Here is a 20855-nt window from a genome sequence, read left to right on the forward strand (position 1 = left end):
ACGCGCGAGTCGCTGACTCACGCGTTCGGGGTTCCTGCCGGGAAGTGAAGAACGGGGTGGAGAGGTGCTGAGCTTCTTCGGACGGGCATCCGTGTCCAAGGTGACGGCGCCGCTGGGGAAGGCCCTGGTCAAGACCGGGCTCACCCCCGATTCCGTCACCGTCATCGGTACCGTCGCGACGGTGGCGGGAGCCGTCACGCTGTTTCCCAGCGGGCATCTGTTCTGGGGAGCGATGTTCATCTGGCTGTTCGTGATGTTCGACATGCTGGACGGCGCGATGGCACGCGCGCGGGGCGGCGGCACCCGGTACGGCGCCGTCCTCGACGCCACCTGCGACCGGGTGGCCGACGGCGCGATCTTCGCCGGTCTCGCCTGGTGGGCCGTCTACCACGAGAACAGCAAGCCGCTGCTGATCGCGACGCTGCTGTGCCTGGTGACCTCGCAGGTGATCTCGTACGCCAAGGCCCGCGCCGAGGCGAGCGGACTGTCCGCCGACGGCGGGCTCATCGAACGGCCCGATCGGCTGATCATCGTGCTCGTCGGCGCCGGCGTCACCGGGCTCGGGGTGCCGTGGGCCGTGCACGTCGCGATGTGGTTGCTGTCGGCGGGCAGTGTGATCACTGTGTTCCAGCGGGTTCTGGCGGTCCGCCGGTCGCCGGGGGCGCGGGACGTGCTGCCCCTGCCGCCCGCGGACCCGACGCCGGAAGACGGACAGGCGACCGCGCGGTGAGCGCCGTGTCCGAACGCATCAGCGACCTGGGGTACGCGGCAGGCTGGCGGCTGGTGCGCGCACTGCCCGAGAAGGCCGCGGTCACCCTGTTCGACAGGGGGGCCGACTTCGCCGTCCGCAACGGTGGCCCGGACCAGTTGCGCCGCAATCTCGCCCGGGTGCTGGGCGTGCCCGCCGCCGAGGTGCCGGACGCACTGATGCGGGCGTCGATGCGGTCCTACGCACGGTATTGGCGGGAGGCGTTCCGGCTGCCGTCGATGGACCTGGTGAAGACGGGCGCCGCCCTCGACGAGCTGATCGAGGGACAGAAGCACCTCGACGCCGCGAAGGACGCCGGCCGGGGCGCGATTCTCGCACTGCCGCACAGCGGCAACTGGGACATGGCCGGTGTGTGGTGCGCCCAGCACTGGGGTGGTCTGTCCACGGTCGCCGAGCGGCTGAAACCCGAATCGCTGTACCAGCGGTTCGTCGACTACCGCGAAGGGCTCGGCTTCGAGATCTTCCCGCTCAGCGGCGGTGAGCACCCCCCGTTCGTGGAACTGTCGGAGCGGCTGCGCGGCAACGGCATCGTGTGTCTTCTCGGTGAACGCGACCTGGCGAAGAAGGGCGTCCCGGTGACGTTCTTCGGGGAACCGACCCGCATGCCCGCCGGTCCCGCCAAGCTGGCGATCGACACCGGTGCGCCGCTGCTGCCGGTGCACTGCTGGTTCACCGACGGCGGGTGGGGCTTCCGCATCGACCCGCCGATCGACACGACCGGGGGAGTGGCCGCCGCGATCCAGGCCCTTGCGGACCGGTTCGAGGTCAACATCGCGGCGCATCCCGAGGACTGGCACATGCTCCAGCCGCTGTGGCTGTCCGACCTGTCGCAGGCGAGGCTCTCCCGCATGGAGAACTCGTGAGGATCGGCATGGTCTGCCCGTACTCGTTCGACGTCCCGGGCGGAGTGCAGGCCCACGTCGTCGACCTCGCGGAGGTCCTGATCGAGCGCGGACACAAGGTGAGCGTCCTGGCCCCGGCGTCCGACGACGTCGACCTGCCCGGTTTCGTCGTGTCGGCGGGACGGGCCCTCGCCATTCCCTACAACGGTTCGGTCGCCCGGCTGAGTTTCGGCCCCGCCGCCAGCGCCCGGGTCCGGCGCTGGATCTCGGACAACGACTTCGACGTCCTGCACATCCACGAGCCGAACGCGCCGAGCCTGTCGATGCTCGCCATGCGGGTGGCCGAGGGGCCCATCGTGGCGACGTTCCACACCTCGACAACGAAGTCGTTGGTGCTGAGCACGTTTCAAGGCGTGCTCCAGCCGTACCTGGAGAAGATCAGCGGACGCATCGCGGTATCGGAACTCGCGCGGCGCTGGCAGGTGGAATCGCTCGGCTCCGATGCGGTCGAGATCCCCAACGGCGTCGACGTCCCGGCCTTCGCGAACGCCGAACCGCTGCCCGGCTACCCGCGCCCCGGCAAGACCATCCTCTTCCTCGGCCGCTACGACGAGCCCCGCAAGGGCATGGCCGTGCTCTTGAAGGCGCTGCCCGCGCTGGTGGAGAAGTATCCCGGCCTCGAGGTGCTCGTGGTCGGCCGCGGCGACGAGGACAAGCTGCGCCGCGAGGCGGGCCCCGTGTTCGGGCATCTGAGGCTGCTCGGCCAGGTCGACGACGCCGAGAAGGCGTCGGCGCTGCGGAGCGCCGACGTGTACTGCGCCCCCAACCTCGGCGGTGAGAGCTTCGGCATCGTGCTGGTGGAGGCGATGGCCGCCGGAGCCGCCGTCGTCGCGAGCGAACTGGACGCATTCCGCCGGGTCCTGCGGGACGGGCAGGCGGGCGTGCTGGTGCCGGTGGGGGATGCGGCGGCGCTCGCCGCCGGGATCGACTCGGTGCTCGGCGACCCCGAACGCAGCGCCGCGCTCACCGACGCAGGCCGCACGGTGGTCACCGAATACGACTGGCCGGTGGTCGCCGAGCAGATCCTGCGTGTCTACGAGACGGTCACCGTCGGCCGTGACGGCGTCCGGGAGGTCGGCTCGTGACGCTCTCCGCCCTCACCATCCTGGTTCTCGCGCTGGTGGCGGCCGTCGTCCTCGCGATCGGCCTGTGGGCGTACGGCACGGCCAACCGCCTCGACCGCCTGCACGTCCGCTCCGACCTCTCCTGGCAGGCCCTCGACGCGGCGCTCGCCCGCCGGGCGGTGGTCGTCCGCGCGGCGGCCGCGGCGATGGACCCACCCGACGGCCGGTCGCTGGCCGCTCTGGCGGCCAGGGCCGAGCGATCGGACCGGGCCGACCGGGAGATCGCGGAGAACGCGCTGTCGGGCGCACTCTCCTCCCTCGACCCGGACACCCTGCGCCCCCAGCTGGTGGCGGAACTCGCCGACGCCGAGGCTCGGGTGCTGATCGCCCGCCGGTTCCACAACGACGCCGTCCGCGATACCCTCGCCCTGCGCACCCGGCGGCCCGTCCGCTGGCTGCACCTCGGCGGCACCGCCCCGCTGCCGACGTACTTCGAGATCACCGAACGCTCGTCCGCCGCCGCGGTCACCGAGGGCCTGGCCCTCGACTCCGTCCGGACGTCCGCCCGGGTGGTGCTGCTCGACGGCCGGGGCCGGGTGCTGCTGCTGCGGGGACATGACCCCACCGTCCCCGACATCTACTACTGGTTCACGATCGGTGGCGCCGTCGAGAAGGGCGAGAACCTCCGGGCGGCCGCGGTCCGGGAGATCGCGGAGGAGACCGGGCACACCGCATCACCCGAGTCGCTGCGCGGACCGATGTGGCGACGAGTGGCGATCTTCTCGTGGAACGGCCAGCTCATCCGGTCCGAGGAGCTGTTCTTCGCGCTGCGCACCGACGGGTTCGAACCGCATCACGGCGGCTTCACCGAACTCGAGAGCTGCACCATCACCGGTCACCGGTGGTGCACCGCGGACACCGTCCGCGAACTGGCGGCGGCGGGCGAGGCCGTGTACCCGCACGACCTCGCGGATCTCCTCGACGAGGCAGAGGCGGTCGCCGCGGCCGCCGACGACCCCGAGGTGCGGGCGATCACCTGACCCGTCGCTTCGGAGAAAGCCAGCAATCGCGGACTGGCTACGGAAGTGGACTGGCGTTCGTCCTAGAATCGGGTACTGCAGCGTGAACGTCGTCGCTCACGCATGCCGCTATCGCAATCAATCCACGCCACACCTCAGGAGTTCGCTGTGAGCACCCCCGACACCACCCCCACCACCGGTACGGCGCGCGTCAAGCGCGGCATGGCCGAGATGTTGAAGGGCGGGGTCATCATGGACGTCGTCACCCCGGACCAGGCGAAGATCGCCGAGGACGCCGGTGCCGTCGCGGTAATGGCACTCGAGCGGGTGCCCGCGGACATCCGCGCCCAGGGCGGCGTGTCCCGGATGAGCGATCCGGACATGATCGACGGCATCATCTCCGCCGTCTCGATCCCGGTGATGGCCAAGGCCCGGATCGGGCACTTCGTCGAGGCGCAGATCCTGCAGTCGCTCGGTGTCGACTACATCGACGAGTCCGAGGTCCTCACCCCGGCCGACTACGCCAACCACATCGACAAGTGGAAGTTCACCGTTCCGTTCGTCTGTGGTGCCACCAACCTCGGCGAGGCGCTGCGCCGCATCACCGAGGGTGCGGCGATGATCCGCTCGAAGGGCGAGGCCGGCACCGGTGACGTGTCCAACGCGACCACCCACATGCGCACGATCGGCGGGGAGATCCGCCGGCTGACGTCGCTGAGCGAGGACGAGCTGTACGTGGCGGCCAAGGAACTGCAGGCCCCGTACGACCTGGTCGTCGAGGTCGCCAAGGCCGGCAAGCTGCCGGTCACCATGTTCACCGCCGGTGGCATCGCCACCCCGGCCGATGCGGCGATGATGATGCAGCTCGGTGCGGAGGGTGTGTTCGTCGGCTCCGGCATCTTCAAGTCGGGCAACCCGGCCGAGCGGGCCGCGGCGATCGTCAAGGCCACCACGTTCTTCGACGACCCGGACGTCCTGGCGAAGGTCTCCCGCGGGCTGGGTGAGGCCATGGTCGGTATCAACGTCGACGACATCCCGGTCCCGCACCGGCTCGCCGAGCGCGGCTGGTGATCCCGGCGATCGATCACTGATCGATCGCCGGCGCTTCCGGCAGTGTTCTTCCGCTCGCACCGCACGACGCCCCGACGGGGCCCCGTGCGGTGCGGGCCGGTGCGCGGGTTCGTGGGAAAGTGTCAGCGGACGAGCAACGGAAGGGGCCGTGGATGGCGACGATCGAAGAGATCCTGGAAGTGGAACGCCTCGAGGAGAACATCTTCCGGGGCATAGCGACCGAGACCATGCTTCCCCGCACGTTCGGTGGACAGGTGGCCGGTCAGGCGCTGGTTGCGGCGGTCCGCACGGTCGAACCCCGGTTCACGGTGCACTCGCTGCACGGCTACTTCCTTCGTCCCGGGAACCCCACGATGCCGATCGTGTACCTCGTGGACCGGATCCGGGACGGTCGCTCGTTCGTGACCCGGCGGGTCAGCGCCGTCCAGGACGGCCAGGCCATCTTCACGATGTCGGCGTCCTTCCAGGTCGAGGACGTGGGCATCGAGCACCAGGACGAGATGCCGGTGGTCCCGCCCCCGGATTCACTGCCGTTCGCCAGTGACTCCGACGATCCGGAGATCGCCTGGCTCGCACAGGAGTGGTCCGACTGGGACATCCGGATGGTCGGGCACGGCGAGGTCGACCGCCGACGCGGTGCCGCCGCCCAGCAGCAGGCGTGGTTCCGGTCCCGCAAGACGCTGCCCGACGACCCCGTCTTCCACATCTGCGCTCTCGCCTACATGAGCGACATGACGCTCATCGGTTCCGCCATGACACCGCACCCCGGTGTCGAGATCAACGGTGCCTCACTCGATCACGCGCTGTGGTTCCTGCGACCCTTCCGGGCCGACGAGTGGCTGCTGTACGACCAGACGTCGCCGTCCGCCGGTTACGGGCGAGGGTTGGCGCAGGGCAGGATCTTCGATCGGAAGGGAAACCTTGTCGCGGCCGTGGTGCAGGAAGGGCTGACCCGGTTCCTGCGCCCGACGTGAGCGGATCAGCGGCCCGCCCGGACCGCGGGTCTGGGCGGATGGTCGTACCGCACCAGCAGATCGGGTTCGTCCGAGACGTCGGCAGCGTGCCCCAGCAGAGCCGGCACGGTCCACCGCTGATCGGCCGGGGTGCGGCGGGTCAGCGCTCCTTCACCCAGGTGGAGTTGCACGGTGACGTCGAAGTCGAGGCCCCGGCCCAGCAGCATCGGACCGGCCACGAGAAGCACCTGCCCGTCGGCCGCGGGCACGCGGGCACAGCGGGCGGAGCGATCCTCGTTCTCGTCCCACAACCGCGGCAACCACCGGCGGTCGGTGCGCACCGAACCCACTACCTCCCGGTTCAGTGCGTCGTAGTCGAACCAGAGCGTGCGGTAGCTGAGTTCATCGTCGCGGCCGTGCTCGAACCGCAGGGAGGCGGGCCGGACGTAGTCGTGGAGAGACACGACGTCGCACGGCCGGCCCTGCTCCCGCAGGGACACGCAGATCGAGTCCGCGAGGGGTATCGGGTGCGCGCCGTCGGGCGCGTCGATCGCGACGACAGCGGTGCCGTCCACCGCCAGACAGCGTTCGGTGACGAGTGCGACGAGACCGTCCGGGCTCGTCGGTGTGAACAGCGTCATGGCACCCATGGTGCCTCGAGCCCGAACCGGGCCGATAACCTTGACCAGGCACAGAAGGAGGGCTCATGGCGAGCATCGAGGACATTCTCGAACTCGAGGCGCTGGAGAAGGACATCTTCCGCGGCGCGGTGCATCCTTCCGTTCTGAAGAGGACCTTCGGCGGGCAGGTCGCCGGTCAGTCGCTCGTCTCCGCCGTCCGCACCGTCGACGAGCGATTCGAGGTGCATTCGCTGCACGGCTACTTCCTGCGCCCCGGGAATCCGACGGAACCCACCGTGTACCTGGTCGACCGGATCCGGGACGGCCGGTCCTTCTGCACCCGGCGCGTCACCGGAATCCAGGACGGCAAGGCGATCTTCACCATGTCGGCGTCGTTCCACTCGCAGGACGAGGGCATCGAGCACCAGGACACGATGCCGTCGGTCCCCGAACCCGAGGAACTCGTCGACGCGCAGACCGTCGAGGAGATGGCCGCCACCGATCTCTACCGCGAGTGGAAGGAATGGGACGTCCGTATCGTTCCGGCCGGCTGCACCGGGAAGACTCCCGGAATCGCCGCGAAGCAACGCGTGTGGATGCGGTACCGCAACAAGCTGCCCGACGATCAGGTCTTCCACATCTGCACCCTCGCCTACCTCAGTGACATGACGCTCCTCGGCGCGTCGAAGGTCCCGCACCCGGGAGTGGTCACCCAGACCGCGTCGCTCGACCACGCCATGTGGTTCCTGCGCCCGTTCCGCGCCGACGAGTGGCTGCTCTACGACCAGACCTCACCCTCCGCCGGCTTCGGCCGCGCCCTCACCCAGGGCCGCATGTTCGACCGGAAGGGCACCATGGTCGCCGCCGTGGTGCAGGAGGGGTTGACCCGAATCCAGCGCGATCAGGACCAGCGCGACATCGAGACAGGAAACATGGCATGACCCGTCCCCTCGTCGGAGTACTCGCCCTGCAGGGCGACGTCCGTGAACACCTTGCCGCACTGAATGATTCGGGCGCCGACGCCGTGGGCATCCGGCGCCCGGAGGAGCTCGAGAAGATCGACGGGCTGGTCATCCCCGGCGGTGAGTCGACGACGATGAGCAAGCTGCTGCAGATCTTCGAACTGCTCGAACCGCTGAAGGCGCGGCTGCGCGACGGGTTGCCCGCCTACGGGTCGTGCGCCGGGATGATTCTCCTCGCAAGCGAGATCCTCGACACCCGACCCGACGCCCAGCACCTCGGCGCCATCGACATGACGGTGCGCCGCAACGCATTCGGCCGCCAGGTCGATTCCTTCGAGTCCGACCTCGAATTCGAGGGCATCGTCGGCGACCCGATGCGGGCCGTGTTCATCCGTGCCCCGTGGGTGGAGCGCGTCGGCGACGACGTCCAGATCCTCGCCCGGGTGCCCGAATCGGGTGGCGCGGCCGCCGGGCGCATCGTGGCCGTGCGGCAGGGTTCCGTGGTGGCGACGTCGTTCCACCCGGAGGTCACGGGCGACCGGCGAGTGCACGAGTTGTTCGTCGACATCGTCCGCGGGGTCTAGCCGACGCGTGGTGCGGAGAGCGAGTTGAGGAGCGCCGCACCCTGAGCGGCGCCGTCGACGGTGACCGCGAACGGGCGGCCGCCGGCGCGGCTCACCACGATGCCTTCGCCGCCGCGGATCACCACCGCCGTTCCGCGCGGTGAGAAGCGGTATCCCCAGCCGCCCCATTCCCCGGGGCGGATCTCGGTCACCTGTGCCTCGTCGACCGAGCCGAGTGGGATGTGCCGCCAGCGGACGTTCCACGACGAGAGGCTCAGCCCGGTGCGGTCGACCTGCACGGTCACCGAGGCGAAGGCGCCACCGGCGACCACCAGAACGAGAAACAGCACCGCGAGCCAGAGTGCGCCCACCAGCGCGGACACGACCGCGGCGACGGCCATGGCGAGAGCGAGCACGCCGGCCCAGCGCCCGCGCACATGTCCGGTCCAGGACGCGCGCTCGCCGGGCGCCAGTGGGACGGGCAGTGTCGGCGCGGGGCCGGTCTCCGCGGCGTGCGACGGCCGGGGGAGCAGGGCGAACACGGCGACCGCCCACAGGATTCCCAGCAGGGGAATTGCGATCCACCAGCCCAGGGTCGCCGCTTCGGGCGAGCCCGCCGCGGCGGTGGCTGCGACGCTGACGATCCAGGTGCTGGCCACCGTCCACCCGGTGAACACGGTGGCGGGGAGCCAGAGCGCGGCGTCGGTGCGGATCCGGGCCGCGACGACGCCGGCGATTCCCGCGGCGATCGCGCAGACGGCGAACGCGATCCAGAAGTAGGCGTCGGTGTCGCTGAAACCGTCGGGTTCGGTGCCGGACCAGTGGCTGGCCACCACCGGCGGCCGGGCTCCGCCCCACGCGAGTCTCGCGATCACGAGGGCGAGGAGGGGTACGGCCGAGGTCGCGGCGAGGAGGCGCGTGCGGGAGGTCGTCATTGTTTCGTGGTCTCCTTGATCACGTCGATCATCTGTTCGGTGTCGAGTCCAAGGCGTCGTGCCTCGGATACGAAAGTGCGTGCGGCTTCGGTCAATCCGGTGCGAATCGGGTCCGTGTCGGCGCGGACCACCGCGCCTCGTCCGCGGCGGAGGTCGATCAGCCCCTCGTCCCGCAGGGTGGCGTAGGCGCGCAGCACCGTGTGGAGGTTGACGTCGATGGACTCGGCCAGCGCCCGGGCGGAGGGGAGCCGGTCGCCCGCGCCGATCTCGCCGCGCAGGAACGCGCCGCGCACATTGGCGGCGATCTGTTCGCCCAGTGGGGTGCCGGAGCTGTGGTCGACTCGCATCAACATGTTTGCATTCTATGCAAACAATGGCGACTTATGCGAGTTGTTACCCCGGGAACGCGCAGGGGCCGCCGGGCGGCGGGTAACATCGTCAAAGCTGAAACCGCGCATTCGGCGTGCCAAAAGCAGCAGGAAAGGGGCTTGAATCGCATGAGCGGCCACTCCAAATGGGCCACCACCAAGCACAAGAAGGCTGTGATCGACGCCAAGCGTGGCAAAGCCTTCGCGAAGCTGATCAAGAACATCGAGGTGGCGGCCCGTACCGGCGGTGGCGACCCTGCGGGAAACCCCACCCTGTACGACGCCATCCAGAAGGCCAAGAAGACGTCGGTCCCCAACGACAACATCGAGCGCGCCCGCAAGCGCGGCGCCGGTGAAGAAGCGGGCGGCGCCGACTGGCAGACCATCATGTACGAGGGCTACGGACCCAACGGTGTCGCCGTCCTCATCGAGTGCCTGACCGACAACCGCAACCGTGCGGCCGGCGAGGTGCGGACCGCGATGACCCGTAACGGCGGCAACATGGCCGACCCGGGGTCCGTGTCCTACCTGTTCACCCGCAAGGGCGTCGTCACCCTGGAGAAGGGCGACCAGACCGAGGACGACGTGCTCATGGCGGTCCTCGACGCGGGCGCCGAAGAGGTCACCGACCTCGGCGAGACGTTCGAGATCGTGAGCGAGCCCACCGACCTCGTCGCCGTGCGCAGCGCCCTGCAGGAGGCGGGCATCGACTACGACTCCGCCGAGGCCGACTTCCGCGCGTCCGTCGAGGTGCCGGTCGACGCCGACGGGGCCCGCAAGGTGTTCAAGCTCGTCGACGCACTCGAGGAGTCCGACGACGTCCAGAACGTCTACACCAATGTCGACCTCTCCGACGAGGTGCTCGCCGAGCTCGACGACTGATCGCACGGACGCACGGCGGCGGGGCGGGGGAGCGGTGCTCGCCCGCCCCGCCTCGTTCAGCGTGTTGGTGCGCCGGCACGTCCCACCCCACGGCTAAGCTATCGAACAGCTGTTCGGCGTGGGAGAGGTGGCTTTGCGTGCGTGTGCTGGGTGTGGATCCCGGTCTGACCCGGTGCGGATTCGGAGTGGTGGACGGCGGCAACGGTCGCACCGTCACCCCGGTCGCCGTTGACGTGGTCCGAACCCCGGCAGACCTCGAATTGTCGTCCCGGCTGCTGCGGATCTCCGAGGCCGCCGAATCATGGATCGACCTGCACCGGCCGGAGGTCGTGGCGATCGAGCGGGTGTTCGCCCAGCACAACGTGCGCACCGCGATGGGCACCGCGCAGGCGGGCGGCGTCGTTGCCCTCGCTGCCGCGCGCCGCGGCATCCCCGTGTGTTTCCATACCCCGAGTGAGGTCAAGGCGGCCGTCACCGGGAGCGGATCGGCTGACAAAGCTCAGGTGACGGCGATGGTGACACGCATCCTCAAGCTCGCGGCCGCACCCAGACCGGCCGACGCCGCGGACGCGCTGGCACTGGCGATCTGCCATTGCTGGCGGGCGCCGATGATCGAACGCATGGCCCGCGCCGAAGCCGCGGCCGCCGAACAGAAACGTCGCTACCAGGCCCGACTGGCCGAAGTGAAGAAGGCAGGTACACGATGATCGCGTCCGTCCGCGGCGAGGTGCTCGAGATCGCTCTCGACCACGCGGTGATCGAATCCGCGGGAGTGGGATACCGCGTGAATGCGACCCCGGCCACCCTCGGTGGGCTGCAGCGGGGAACCGAGGCCCGGCTGGTCACGGCGATGATCGTCCGCGAGGACTCGATGACGCTGTACGGGTTCCCCGACTCGGAGTCCAAGGAATTGTTCGGGCTGCTCCAGACGGTGTCGGGTGTCGGTCCGCGCCTGGCCATGGCGACCCTCGCCGTCCTCGAACCCGAGGCGTTGCGGTCCGCGCTGGCCGAGGGCAACGTCACGGCACTCACACGGGTGCCGGGCATCGGCAAGCGCGGGGCCGAGCGGATGGTCGTCGAACTGCGCGACAAGGTCGACGCGGTCGGGTCCACGTCCGGGGCGGTGCCGCTCGGTGCGGGCGGCGGCGGATCGGTTCGCGACCAGATCGTCGAGGCGCTCGTCGGGCTCGGGTTCCCGGCCAAGCAGGCCGAACAGGCCACCGATTCGGTCCTCGCCGAGGCACCCGAGTCGACCACCTCGTCCGCGCTGCGCTCCGCCCTGTCCCTGCTCGGGAAGACCAGATGAGTCCCGAACTCGGCGGCGGCTACGACGGCGAGTCCCCGGTCTCGGCCGACCTCGTCGCCGGCGACGGTGACATCGAGGCCAGCCTGCGGCCGAAGAACCTGCACGATTTCATCGGGCAGCCGCGGGTCCGGGAGCAGTTGCAACTCGTCCTGACCGGCGCCAAGATGCGCGGCGGCACCCCCGACCACATCCTGCTCTCCGGCCCGCCCGGGCTGGGGAAGACCAGCATGGCGATGATCATCGCCGCCGAACTGGGGTCCTCACTGCGGCTGACATCGGGTCCGGCGCTCGAGCGCGCCGGCGACCTGGCCGCCATGTTGAGCAATCTCGTCGAGGGCGACGTGCTGTTCATCGACGAGATCCACCGCATCGCCCGCCCCGCGGAAGAGATGCTCTACCTCGCGATGGAGGACTTCCGGGTCGACGTCGTGGTCGGCAAGGGCCCCGGCGCCACCTCCATCCCCCTGGAGGTCGCGCCGTTCACCCTGGTCGGGGCCACCACCCGCTCGGGGGCGCTCACCGGCCCGCTGCGCGACCGGTTCGGGTTCACCGCCCACATGGACTTCTACGAACCGGCGGAGCTGAAGCAGATCCTCATGCGATCGGCGGGCATCCTCGGGGTGCAGCTCGGCGAGGAGGCCGGCGCCGAGATCGCGAGCCGGTCCCGCGGCACGCCCCGCATCGCGAACCGCCTGCTCCGCCGCGTCCGCGACTACGCCGAGGTCCGCGCGGACGGCGTCGTCACCCGCGAGATCGCGCACGCGGCCCTCGCCGTGTACGACGTCGACCAGCTGGGACTCGACCGCCTCGACCGCTCCGTCCTCAGCGCCCTGGTGCGCAGCTTCGGCGGCGGACCGGTCGGCGTGTCCACCCTGGCCGTCGCGGTCGGTGAGGAACCCGCCACCGTCGAAGAGGTGTGTGAGCCGTTCCTCGTCCGCGCCGGAATGATCGCCCGCACACCCCGCGGCCGGGTCGCCACCGCGGCCGCGTGGACGCAACTCGGCCTGACACCGCCGCCGGACGCCGTGACCGGCGGAATCGATGTCCGCGTCAACGAGCCGCAGGCGTCCCTGTTCGATCCCGAAGACCCCTGATCCACGCCGGGAGAAACGCCTGCCCCGTGCCGACCGAACCGGTGTCCGGGCCGGTGATGGCACACTGGTGTATTGCATCGGTCCAACCGGGACCAGTGCTTCGGACCGTGCGACATACCTCGAGGTTGACTTACAGATGGATTTTCTCTTCCCGCTCCTGATTCTGGCGCTGCTCGTCCCGATGTTCCTGGGGATCCGCCGGCAGAAGAAGGAGGCGGCCAAGGTGACCGCTCTGCAGGACTCGCTCTCGGTGGGCGACCGCATCCTCACGACTGCCGGACTGCACGGAACCGTCGTCGCGCTCGGCGACCAGACGATCGAACTCGAGATCGCTCCCGGCGTGGTCACCACGTGGTCGCGTCTCGTCGTCCGAGAGCAGATCGTCGACGCCCCGCTGCAGGATGACAGTGCCATCGACCACGAGTCGCTCGGCACCGAGGCCCCCGCCACCGACATCGTGCGCGAGGATCGTGAGAACGGCGGCGACAGCACGCCGCGGCTGAACAAGGATTGACCGGCGCTTCCGCGGCGTACCCGCGCAGCCGACGCGTCGCAGGCGCCGCCGGCGCGGCGACCGGGGCACAGCCCTGCGCCCGACGGACCCGTGCGCTGTGAGCGTTCCCACCCGAACTGCACGTACTGAGGAGACATAGAGATCGTGGCACCTTCCACAGGATCGGTGCATCCCGTCCGCTACCTCACCGTTTTCGCGGTGCTCGTGGCGGTTCTGTATGCCCTGGTGTTCTTCACCGGCGACAAGTCCGCGACACCCAAGCTGGGCATCGACCTGCAAGGTGGGACCCGAGTCACCCTCACCGCACGCACCCCGGACGGCAGCAAGCCGACGCCGGACAGCCTGCGGCAGGCGCAGGAGATCATCGAGACCCGTGTGAACGGACTCGGCGTGTCCGGCTCCGAGGTGGTCATCGACGGCGACAACCTGGTCATCACCGTCCCCGGCGACGACAGCGCTCAGGCGCGCTCCCTCGGCCAGACGGCGCGGCTGTACGTCCGTCCCGTCCAGACGTCGCAGGCCGCGGCCGCGGCCGGCACCCAGGCGCCCGCCGCCGGGGAGACGCCGGCCCAGGCACCCGCCGGGACCGAGACCCCCGCGCCGCAGAACCGGCCGTTCCCGGCGCAGGATCCGTCCACGTCCCCCGAGCCCGCCCCCACGGCGGAGCCGGCACCCGCCGACGAGTCCGGAACCGAGACCGCGCAGGCGGCCGACGAGATCGCGGCGGCCCGGGCCACGCGCCAGAGCACCGACCCCGCCGTGCAGCAGCAGGCGATGGCCACCCTCGACTGCAGCGTGCCCGACCCGCTGCGCGGCAACGACGACCCGGCCCTGCCGCTGGTCGCGTGTTCCACCGACGGTCAGGCCGTCTACCTGCTCGACCCGGCGATCATCGACGGCCAGGAGATCGCCGACGCGACGTCCGGGTACAACTCCCAGCAGTCGCGGCACGAGGTGAGCCTGACGTTCAAGTCCGAGGGCAGCAACACCTGGGCCACGTTCACGTCGCAGAACATCGGCAAGCAGGCCGCATTCACGCTCGACTCCAAGGTGGTGAGCGCGCCGGTCGTGCAGGGCGCGACACCCGCAGGCAGTTCGACGTCGATCACCGGCTCGTTCACCGCGGACAGCGCGAAGGAACTCGCGAACACCCTGAAGTACGGTTCGCTGCCGCTGTCGTTCGCGGCGTCGGAAGCCGAGACGGTGTCCGCGACCCTGGGTCTCGCCTCGCTGGAGGCCGGTCTCATCGCCGGTCTGGTGGGTCTGGTCCTGGTGCTGCTCTACTGCCTGCTCTACTACCGCATGCTCGGAGTGCTCACGGCGCTGTCCCTGGTCCTGTCCGGTGTCATGGTCTACGCGATCATGGTGCTGCTCGGCCGGTACATCAACTTCACGCTCGACCTCGCCGGCATCGCCGGTCTGATCATCGGTATCGGCATGACGGCCGACTCGTTCGTGGTGTTCTTCGAGAGAATCAAGGACGAGATGAGAGAGGGCCGCAGTTTCCGGTCCGCGGTGCCGCGCGGCTGGGCCCGTGCCCGCCGCACCATCCTGTCCGGTAACGCGGTCAGCTTCATCGCCGCCGCGGTGCTGTACGTCCTCGCGGTCGGCCAGGTGCGCGGCTTCGCGTTCACCCTCGGCCTGACCACCATTCTCGACGTCGTCGTCGTGTTCCTGGTGACGTGGCCGCTGGTCCACCTGGCCTCGAAGTCGCCGTTCTGGTCCAGGCCGGGTGTCAACGGGCTGGGTGCCGTGCAGCAGATCGCCAAGGAACGCAAGGCTGCCGCAGCGTCGGCGAAGGAGTCACGAGTATGAGCGAATCGACCACGTCTGCGTCGCAGACGGACCGCGAGTCCTCGCTGTCCGATTCGGGCGTCAACCAGACGACGATGCCCCAGCACAGCTGGCTGTCCCGGCTCTACACCGGAACCGGCGCCTTCGAGGTGGTCGGGCGCCGCAAGTTCTACTACATCCTGACCGGCACGATCGTGCTGATCTCGCTGCTGAGCATCCTCGTTCGCGGATTCACCCTCGGTATCGACTTCGAGGGCGGGTCGCGGATCCAGTTCCCCGCGGGCGGCGGGGTGGACACCGCGCAGGTGGAGAACGTCTACTCCGAGGCGCTGGGAATGGACCCCGTCTCGGTGCAGACGGTGGGCTCGGGTTCGAGCGCGACCGTCCAGATCCGCTCCGAGGCTCTCGACGCGGCCCAGGTGGTGACACTGCAGAACGCGCTGTACGACGAGTTCCAGCCGAAGGACAGTGACGGCACCGTCAACGAGAACGTGATCAGCGTCGCCGACGTCAGCGAGACGTGGGGCGGGCAGATCACCCAGAAGGCGCTGATCGCGCTGCTCGTGTTCCTGGTGATCGTCAGCATCTACATCGCCGTCCGGTTCGAGCGCGACATGGCGATCGCCGCGATCGTCGCACTCTTCTTCGACATCGCCGTCACCGCCGGCGTGTATTCGCTCGTCGGCTTCGAGGTGACCCCGGCGACCGTCATCGGCCTGCTGACCATTCTCGGTTTCTCGCTCTACGACTCGGTGGTGGTGTTCGACAAGGTCGAGGAGAACACCCGGGGGATCCTGCACCTGACCCGTCGCACGTACGCCGAGCAGGCGAACCTGGCGGTCAACCAGACGTTGATGCGCTCCATCAACACGACCCTGATCAGCGTGCTGCCGGTGCTCGCGCTGATGGTGGTCGCGGTGTGGATGCTCGGCGTCGGCACGCTGAAGGACCTGGCGCTGGTGCAGCTCGTCGGCATCATCGTCGGTGCGTACTCGTCGATCTTCTTCGCGACACCGCTGCTGGTCACCCTGAAGGAGCGGTGGGGTCCGGTGGCCGCACACACGCGGAAGGTCCTCGCCCGCCGGGCGACCCTGGCCGAGGGCGGGGCGCAGAAGGCCGGCGCCCCGGCGACCGCGGCCGCCGCATCCACCCCGCAGCCGGCCGTGCCGCGTCGCCGAACCGAGGCGACCGCACCCGCTCCGGGTTCACGACCCACCGGGAAGCGCAACAAGAAGAGGCACTGACATGCCCGCATCGCACAGCACCCGGCGCGGTGCGCCCACCCGACACGGCCGGACGGCGGCCGTGTCGGGTGCCGGTCTCCTCGCCACCGTGCTCCTCGCCGGCACTCTCGTCGGATGCGCCGAGGAGGGCGAGCAGATCCCGTCGATCGGCTACGCCATCGACAACACCGTCACCACCTACAACGCGAACACCGTCGCGGGTGCCGTGTCGGGGGCGCGTCAGGCCTTCGCGCGGGTGCTGCCCGGGTTCAACTACACCGGGCCCGAGGGCGGACCGGTGGCCGACACGGACATCGGCACCGCCAACGCCGTGCCCGGGGACGCCCTCACCATCCAGTACAAGCTGAACCCCAACTCCGTCTACTCGGACGGCGTCCCGATGTCCTGCGACGACCTCGTGCTCACCTGGGCGGCGAACAGCGGCCGCTTCCCGATGTTCGATGCGGCGAGTACCGCCGGATACACGGACATCGACCGGATCGACTGCCAGACCGGTGCGAAGGACGCCGTCGTCACGTTCAAGGCGGGACGGAACGTCACCGACTGGAAGTCGCTGTTCGGTGCGACGTCGATGATGCCCGCGCACGTCGCCGCGACCGCCACCGGCGTCCCCGACATCGTGTCCGCCGTCCAGAATTCGGACACCGCGGCGCTGACGCGCGTCGCGGACTTCTGGAACGACGGATGGACGATGACACCGGGCGACCTCGACCTCGCGCTGTTCCCGGCGTCCGGCCCCTACAAGGTCGAATCGTTCTCCGCGGACGAGGGTCTGGTGCTGGTGGCCAACGACCGCTGGTGGGGGAACCGCCCCGCCACGTCCCGGATCGTGGTGTGGCCCAAGTCTTCCGACGTCAGCGCGCGGATCGGTGACGGCTCGGTCGAGGTCGTCGACGTCGCCGCGGGATCGGTGCCGGACCTGGACCTCGGCGGGTTCGACGTGACCGAGGTGGCCTCCCGCAGCGTCGAGCAGTTCGTCCTGTCCACCTCGGGGCTGTTCGAGAACGCGGCCGGACGGCGCGCGTTCGCGTCCTGCCTGCCCCGAGAAGATCTGGCGTCGAAGTTCGGGCTCCCCGCGGAACCGGACGCGGACGGCGCCGCGCCCGCCGGTCCGGTCGACACGCGGGTCACCCCTACCGACAGTCTGGTCCACCAGTCGGTGGCCGGCGCCGTCGCTGGCCGGTACGAGACGGCGGACACGGCGGCGGCGACCGCCGCGCTGGCCGACACCGACAACACCACGGCGACCGTCCGGATCGGATACCTGGGGCCGAACCCGCGGCGCGCCGAGATCGTGTCCGCGGTCGCGGCGGCGTGCGCCCCGGCCGGGATCACCGTGCAGGACGCCGCCTCGCCGGAGTTCACGCCGTCGATGCTGCGCAGCGGACAGGTGGACGTGGTGCTCGCGGGGACGGCGTCCGCTCCCGGTGCGGCAGGCACCGCCGCGGCCACCACCGCGATGTACGCCCTCCGCAGCGGAAACGGATCGAACTTCGGCGACTACAGCAACAGCCGCGTCGACCAGATCGTCGATCAACTGGCCGTCGACGACACGACCGCCACCCAGCTGTCGCTGTCGACGGAAGCGGAGAACATCCTGTGGTCGGATGTGCCGACGGTGCCGCTGTTCGACCAGCCGCGCACCGTCGCGTTCGCGTCCGGTCTGCAGGCGGGAACGGTCAATCCGACGCGTTCGGGCGCCGGGTGGAACATGGACAGGTGGGTGCTGCGCCGGTGACCGATCATTCCGCTGCCCGTGACGCGGTCACCCGGCTCACCCGGTGGGCCGACGACTTCCCGCAACCCGGCGTGCGGTTCGCCGATCTGACGCCGGTCTTCTCCGACGCCGACGGTTTCCGTGTCGTCGTCGACGCGCTCGCCGCATGTGCGCCGGCGACGGAGGTGATCGCCGCCGTCGACGCGCGGGGGTTCCTCCTCGGCGGCGGCGTCGCCCGGGAGCTGGGATCGGGTGTGGTGGCCGTGCGGAAGTCGGGCAAACTGCCGCCGCCCGTGTTGTCGCAGTCGTACACCCTCGAGTACGGAACGGCAACGCTGGAGATCCCGGCCGGGTCGATCGGCCTGGACGGGCGCTCGGTTCTCGTCGTGGACGACGTCCTCGCCACCGGCGGCACCCTCGACGCGACGGCGCGGCTCGTGGAATCCGCAGGTGCCCGCGTGATCGGCATCGCCGTGGTCCTGGAGATCGCCGCACTGGGTGGCCGGGAGCGCCTCGGAAAGTACCCGCTCACGTCCCTCGTCACGGTCTGAGTACTAAAGTTGGGCCTGGTGGTCGGCACGGCCACCGGGGCGCATGCCCGAGACCAACCAGGGCCGCACGGCCCGAGCCATTTCAGTGGTAGGAGGTGACGGCATGACTTCGAATCTTGATCGGTCGCAGAACACGGGATCACCCTCGTCTGCGCAATCCGATGCCGAGTCACCTGCAGCGAACCCGGCTTCCGGTAACAACCGTGGAGCACAGGGATTCGCCGTTCCGGCGTCCGCATCGCGCCGGGTACGAGCGCGACTCGCCAGGCGCATCACGGGGCAGCGGAACACGACCATCCGGCCGGTTCTCGAACCCCTCGTCAGTCTGCATCGCGAGCTCTACCCCAAGGCGGACCTGGCGCTCCTGCAGCGCGCCTACGACGTGGCCGAGGAGCGGCACGCCAGCCAGCGCCGCAAGTCGGGCGATCCGTACATCACGCATCCGCTCGCCGTCGCCAGCATCCTCGCCGAACTGGGAATGGACACGACCACCCTGGTCGCGGCCCTGCTCCACGACACCGTCGAAGACACCGGCTACTCCCTCGAGCAGCTGACCGACGAGTTCGGCGAAGAGGTCGCGCACCTGGTCGACGGCGTCACCAAACTCGACAAGGTGGTGCTCGGCAACGCCGCCGAGGGCGAGACCATCCGCAAGATGATCATCGCGATGGCCCGCGATCCGCGCGTGCTGGTGATCAAGGTGGCCGACCGGCTCCACAACATGCGGACCATGCGGTTCCTGCCGCCCGAGAAGCAGGCCCGCAAGGCCCGCGAAACCCTCGAGGTGATCGCGCCGCTGGCCCACCGGCTCGGCATGGCCACCGTGAAATGGGAACTCGAGGACCTGTCCTTCGCGATCCTGCATCCCAAGAAGTACGACGAGATCGTGCGGCTCGTCGCCGACCGGGCACCGTCCCGCGACACCTACCTCGCGAAGGTGCGGGCGGAGATCAACGCGACGCTGACGGCGTCGCGCATCAACGCGGTCGTCGAGGGCAGGCCCAAGCACTACTGGTCGATCTACCAGAAGATGATCGTCAAGGGTCGCGACTTCGACGACATCCACGACCTGGTCGGGGTGCGGATCCTGTGCGACGAGGTCCGTGACTGTTACGCGGCCGTCGGTGTCGTCCACTCGCTGTGGCAGCCGATGGCGGGCCGGTTCAAGGACTACATCGCGCAGCCGCGGTACGGCGTCTACCAGTCGCTGCACACCACCGTCGTCGGACCCGAGGGCAAACCCCTCGAGGTGCAGATCCGCACCCACGACATGCACCGGACCGCGGAGTTCGGTATCGCCGCGCACTGGCGGTACAAGGAGACCAAGGGCCGGCATTCCGGTGACGTCGCCGAGGTCGACGACATGGCGTGGATGCGTCAGCTCCTCGACTGGCAGCGTGAGGCCGCCGACCCGGGGGAGTTCCTCGAGTCGCTGCGCTACGACCTGGCGGTCAAGGAGATCTTCGTCTTCACCCCCAAGGGCGACGTGGTGACGCTGCCCGCCGGGTCGACGCCCGTCGACTTCGCGTACGCCGTGCACACGGAGGTCGGGCACCGCTGTATCGGTGCCCGGGTCAACGGCAGGCTGGTGGCGCTCGAACGCAAGCTCGAGAACGGCGAGGTCGTGGAGGTCTTCACCTCCAAGGCCGTCAATGCGGGCCCGAGCCGCGACTGGCAGATGTTCGCAGTCTCGCCGCGCGCCAAGACGAAGATCCGGCAGTGGTTCGCCAAGGAACGTCGCGAAGAAGCGCTCGAGGCGGGCAAGGACGCCATCGCGAAGGAAGTGCGGCGGGTCGGCCTGCCGCTGCAGCGCCTGATGAACGCCGAATCGATGGCGTCCATCGCGCACGAACTGCACTACACCGATGTGTCGATGCTGTACACGGCGGTCGGCGAGAGCCACGTGTCGGCGCAGCACGTCGTCCAGCGTCTGGTGGCGCATCTGGGCGGGGTCGGTGACGTCGAGGAGGAACTCGCCGAGCGGTCCACCCCGTCGACCATGCCGATGCGCCCGCGGAGCACCGGCGACGCGGGTGTGCTGGTTCCCGGCGCGGAGGGCACGGTCGCCAAGCTCGCCAAGTGCTGCACACCCGTCCCCGGCGACGAGATCATGGGCTTCGTGACCCGGGGCGGAGCGGTCAGCGTCCACCGCACCGACTGCACCAACGCCGGCTCCCTGCAGGAGCAGTCCGAGCGGATCATCGAGGTCAAGTGGGCGCCGTCGCCGTCGTCGGTGTTCCTGGTGGCCATCCAGATCGAGGCGCTCGATCGGCACCGGCTGCTGTCGGACGTGACGAAGGCGCTCGCGGACGAGAAGGTCAACATCCTGTCGGCGTCGGTGACGACGTCCGGCGACCGGGTGGCGATCAGCAAGTTCACGTTCGAGATGGGCGACCCGAAGCACCTCGGGCACGTGCTCAACGTGGTCCGCAACGTCGAGGGCGTGTACGACGTGTACCGGGTGACGTCCGCCGCCTAACGGTCACCCCCCGGCGACGAACGGGACGGTCGTTCGATCAGATCGAAC

Annotated in this window: 21 protein-coding genes; 18 read left to right on the top strand and 3 right to left on the bottom strand. The window is 69.6% G+C overall.

All coding sequences use genetic code 11. From position 1 onward, the window contains the following. Window positions 1-64: 64 nt before the first annotated feature. The 6 genes from pgsA (at window position 65) to ROP_RS34110 (ending at window position 5799) form a co-directional block, all read left to right on the top strand. The gene (pgsA, locus tag ROP_RS34085; protein WP_015890536.1) at window positions 65-730 is read left to right on the top strand and encodes a phosphatidylinositol phosphate synthase; all 666 of its coding nucleotides are present in this window, start codon (window positions 65-67) and stop codon (window positions 728-730) included. Then, entirely contained in the window at window positions 727-1632 is a 906-nt protein-coding gene (locus ROP_RS34090) for a phosphatidylinositol mannoside acyltransferase (RefSeq protein WP_015890537.1), read from the top strand. Before pgsA ends, ROP_RS34090 begins: the two co-directional genes overlap by 4 nt. Beyond that, complete coding sequence (locus ROP_RS34095) at window positions 1629-2756, top strand: glycosyltransferase family 4 protein (RefSeq protein WP_015890538.1); 1128 nt, start codon at window positions 1629-1631, stop codon at window positions 2754-2756. The genes ROP_RS34090 and ROP_RS34095 overlap by 4 nt, the downstream gene beginning before the upstream one ends. After that, window positions 2753-3775 carry an NUDIX hydrolase gene (locus tag ROP_RS34100; protein WP_015890539.1) on the top strand — a complete coding sequence of 341 codons (1023 nt, stop codon included), beginning with the start codon at window positions 2753-2755 and terminating at the stop codon, window positions 3773-3775. The genes ROP_RS34095 and ROP_RS34100 overlap by 4 nt, the downstream gene beginning before the upstream one ends. Window positions 3776-3922: 147 nt before the next feature. Further along, a complete protein-coding gene (gene pdxS / locus ROP_RS34105) occupies window positions 3923-4825 on the top strand; it encodes a pyridoxal 5'-phosphate synthase lyase subunit PdxS (protein ID WP_015890540.1) in 903 nt (300 codons plus the stop codon). Window positions 4826-4977: 152 nt separating this feature from the next. Then, the gene (locus ROP_RS34110) at window positions 4978-5799 is read left to right on the top strand and encodes an acyl-CoA thioesterase (protein WP_015890541.1); all 822 of its coding nucleotides are present in this window, start codon (window positions 4978-4980) and stop codon (window positions 5797-5799) included. Window positions 5800-5804: 5 nt separating this feature from the next. Here the strand turns inward: ROP_RS34110 and ROP_RS34115 are convergent, their stop codons facing one another. After that, window positions 5805-6428, bottom strand: coding sequence for a hypothetical protein (locus ROP_RS34115; RefSeq protein WP_043825936.1), 624 nt, complete (start codon window positions 6426-6428; stop codon window positions 5805-5807). 56 nt (window positions 6429-6484) lie between these two features. On the opposite strand from ROP_RS34115, the gene ROP_RS34120 reads away from it, so the two are divergent. Beyond that, a complete protein-coding gene (locus ROP_RS34120) occupies window positions 6485-7339 on the top strand; it encodes an acyl-CoA thioesterase (protein ID WP_015890543.1) in 855 nt (284 codons plus the stop codon). Continuing rightward, on the top strand, window positions 7336-7944 hold the full coding sequence (gene pdxT / locus ROP_RS34125) for a pyridoxal 5'-phosphate synthase glutaminase subunit PdxT (protein WP_015890544.1): 609 nt from the start codon (window positions 7336-7338) through the stop codon (window positions 7942-7944). The genes ROP_RS34120 and pdxT overlap by 4 nt, the downstream gene beginning before the upstream one ends. Here the strand turns inward: pdxT and ROP_RS34130 are convergent. Both ROP_RS34130 and ROP_RS34135 read right to left on the bottom strand, forming a co-directional pair. After that, the gene (locus ROP_RS34130; protein WP_015890545.1) at window positions 7941-8858 is read right to left on the bottom strand and encodes a hypothetical protein; all 918 of its coding nucleotides are present in this window, start codon (window positions 8856-8858) and stop codon (window positions 7941-7943) included. The genes pdxT and ROP_RS34130 overlap by 4 nt on opposite strands. Continuing rightward, window positions 8855-9211, bottom strand: a complete 357-nt coding sequence (locus ROP_RS34135; RefSeq protein WP_015890546.1) for a GntR family transcriptional regulator — start codon at window positions 9209-9211, stop codon at window positions 8855-8857. Before ROP_RS34135 ends, ROP_RS34130 begins: the two co-directional genes overlap by 4 nt. 144 nt (window positions 9212-9355) lie before the next feature. Between ROP_RS34135 and ROP_RS34140 the strand changes: the two genes are divergently transcribed. The 10 genes from ROP_RS34140 (at window position 9356) to ROP_RS34185 (ending at window position 20807) form a co-directional block, all read left to right on the top strand. Continuing rightward, entirely contained in the window at window positions 9356-10108 is a 753-nt protein-coding gene (locus ROP_RS34140) for a YebC/PmpR family DNA-binding transcriptional regulator (protein ID WP_015890547.1), read from the top strand. Between the two features lie 137 nt (window positions 10109-10245). Next, window positions 10246-10815, top strand: a complete 570-nt coding sequence (ruvC, locus tag ROP_RS34145; RefSeq protein ID WP_015890548.1) for a crossover junction endodeoxyribonuclease RuvC — start codon at window positions 10246-10248, stop codon at window positions 10813-10815. Beyond that, window positions 10812-11414 carry a Holliday junction branch migration protein RuvA gene (gene ruvA / locus ROP_RS34150; protein WP_015890549.1) on the top strand — a complete coding sequence of 201 codons (603 nt, stop codon included), beginning with the start codon at window positions 10812-10814 and terminating at the stop codon, window positions 11412-11414. Before ruvC ends, ruvA begins: the two co-directional genes overlap by 4 nt. Next, the gene (ruvB, locus tag ROP_RS34155; RefSeq protein WP_015890550.1) at window positions 11411-12508 is read left to right on the top strand and encodes a Holliday junction branch migration DNA helicase RuvB; all 1098 of its coding nucleotides are present in this window, start codon (window positions 11411-11413) and stop codon (window positions 12506-12508) included. Before ruvA ends, ruvB begins: the two co-directional genes overlap by 4 nt. Window positions 12509-12644: 136 nt before the next feature. Continuing rightward, entirely contained in the window at window positions 12645-13022 is a 378-nt protein-coding gene (gene yajC / locus ROP_RS34160; protein ID WP_015890551.1) for a preprotein translocase subunit YajC, read from the top strand. A gap of 144 nt (window positions 13023-13166) precedes the next feature. Then, window positions 13167-14837 (top strand): protein translocase subunit SecD, encoded by a 1671-nt coding sequence (gene secD / locus ROP_RS34165; RefSeq protein WP_015890552.1) that lies wholly within the window; start codon window positions 13167-13169, stop codon window positions 14835-14837. After that, window positions 14834-16060 carry a protein translocase subunit SecF gene (secF, locus tag ROP_RS34170; protein ID WP_015890553.1) on the top strand — a complete coding sequence of 409 codons (1227 nt, stop codon included), beginning with the start codon at window positions 14834-14836 and terminating at the stop codon, window positions 16058-16060. The genes secD and secF overlap by 4 nt, the downstream gene beginning before the upstream one ends. Before the next feature lies 1 nt (window position 16061). Beyond that, window positions 16062-17798 carry an ABC transporter substrate-binding protein gene (locus ROP_RS34175; protein ID WP_015890554.1) on the top strand — a complete coding sequence of 579 codons (1737 nt, stop codon included), beginning with the start codon at window positions 16062-16064 and terminating at the stop codon, window positions 17796-17798. Next, window positions 17795-18328, top strand: a complete 534-nt coding sequence (locus ROP_RS34180; RefSeq protein ID WP_015890555.1) for an adenine phosphoribosyltransferase — start codon at window positions 17795-17797, stop codon at window positions 18326-18328. The genes ROP_RS34175 and ROP_RS34180 overlap by 4 nt, the downstream gene beginning before the upstream one ends. 103 nt (window positions 18329-18431) lie before the next feature. Further along, a complete protein-coding gene (locus tag ROP_RS34185) occupies window positions 18432-20807 on the top strand; it encodes a RelA/SpoT family protein (RefSeq protein ID WP_015890556.1) in 2376 nt (791 codons plus the stop codon). Window positions 20808-20855 lie beyond the last annotated feature (48 nt).

This window comes from Rhodococcus opacus B4 (genome assembly GCF_000010805.1).
In the GTDB taxonomy this organism is placed as follows: domain Bacteria; phylum Actinomycetota; class Actinomycetes; order Mycobacteriales; family Mycobacteriaceae; genus Rhodococcus_F; species Rhodococcus_F opacus_C.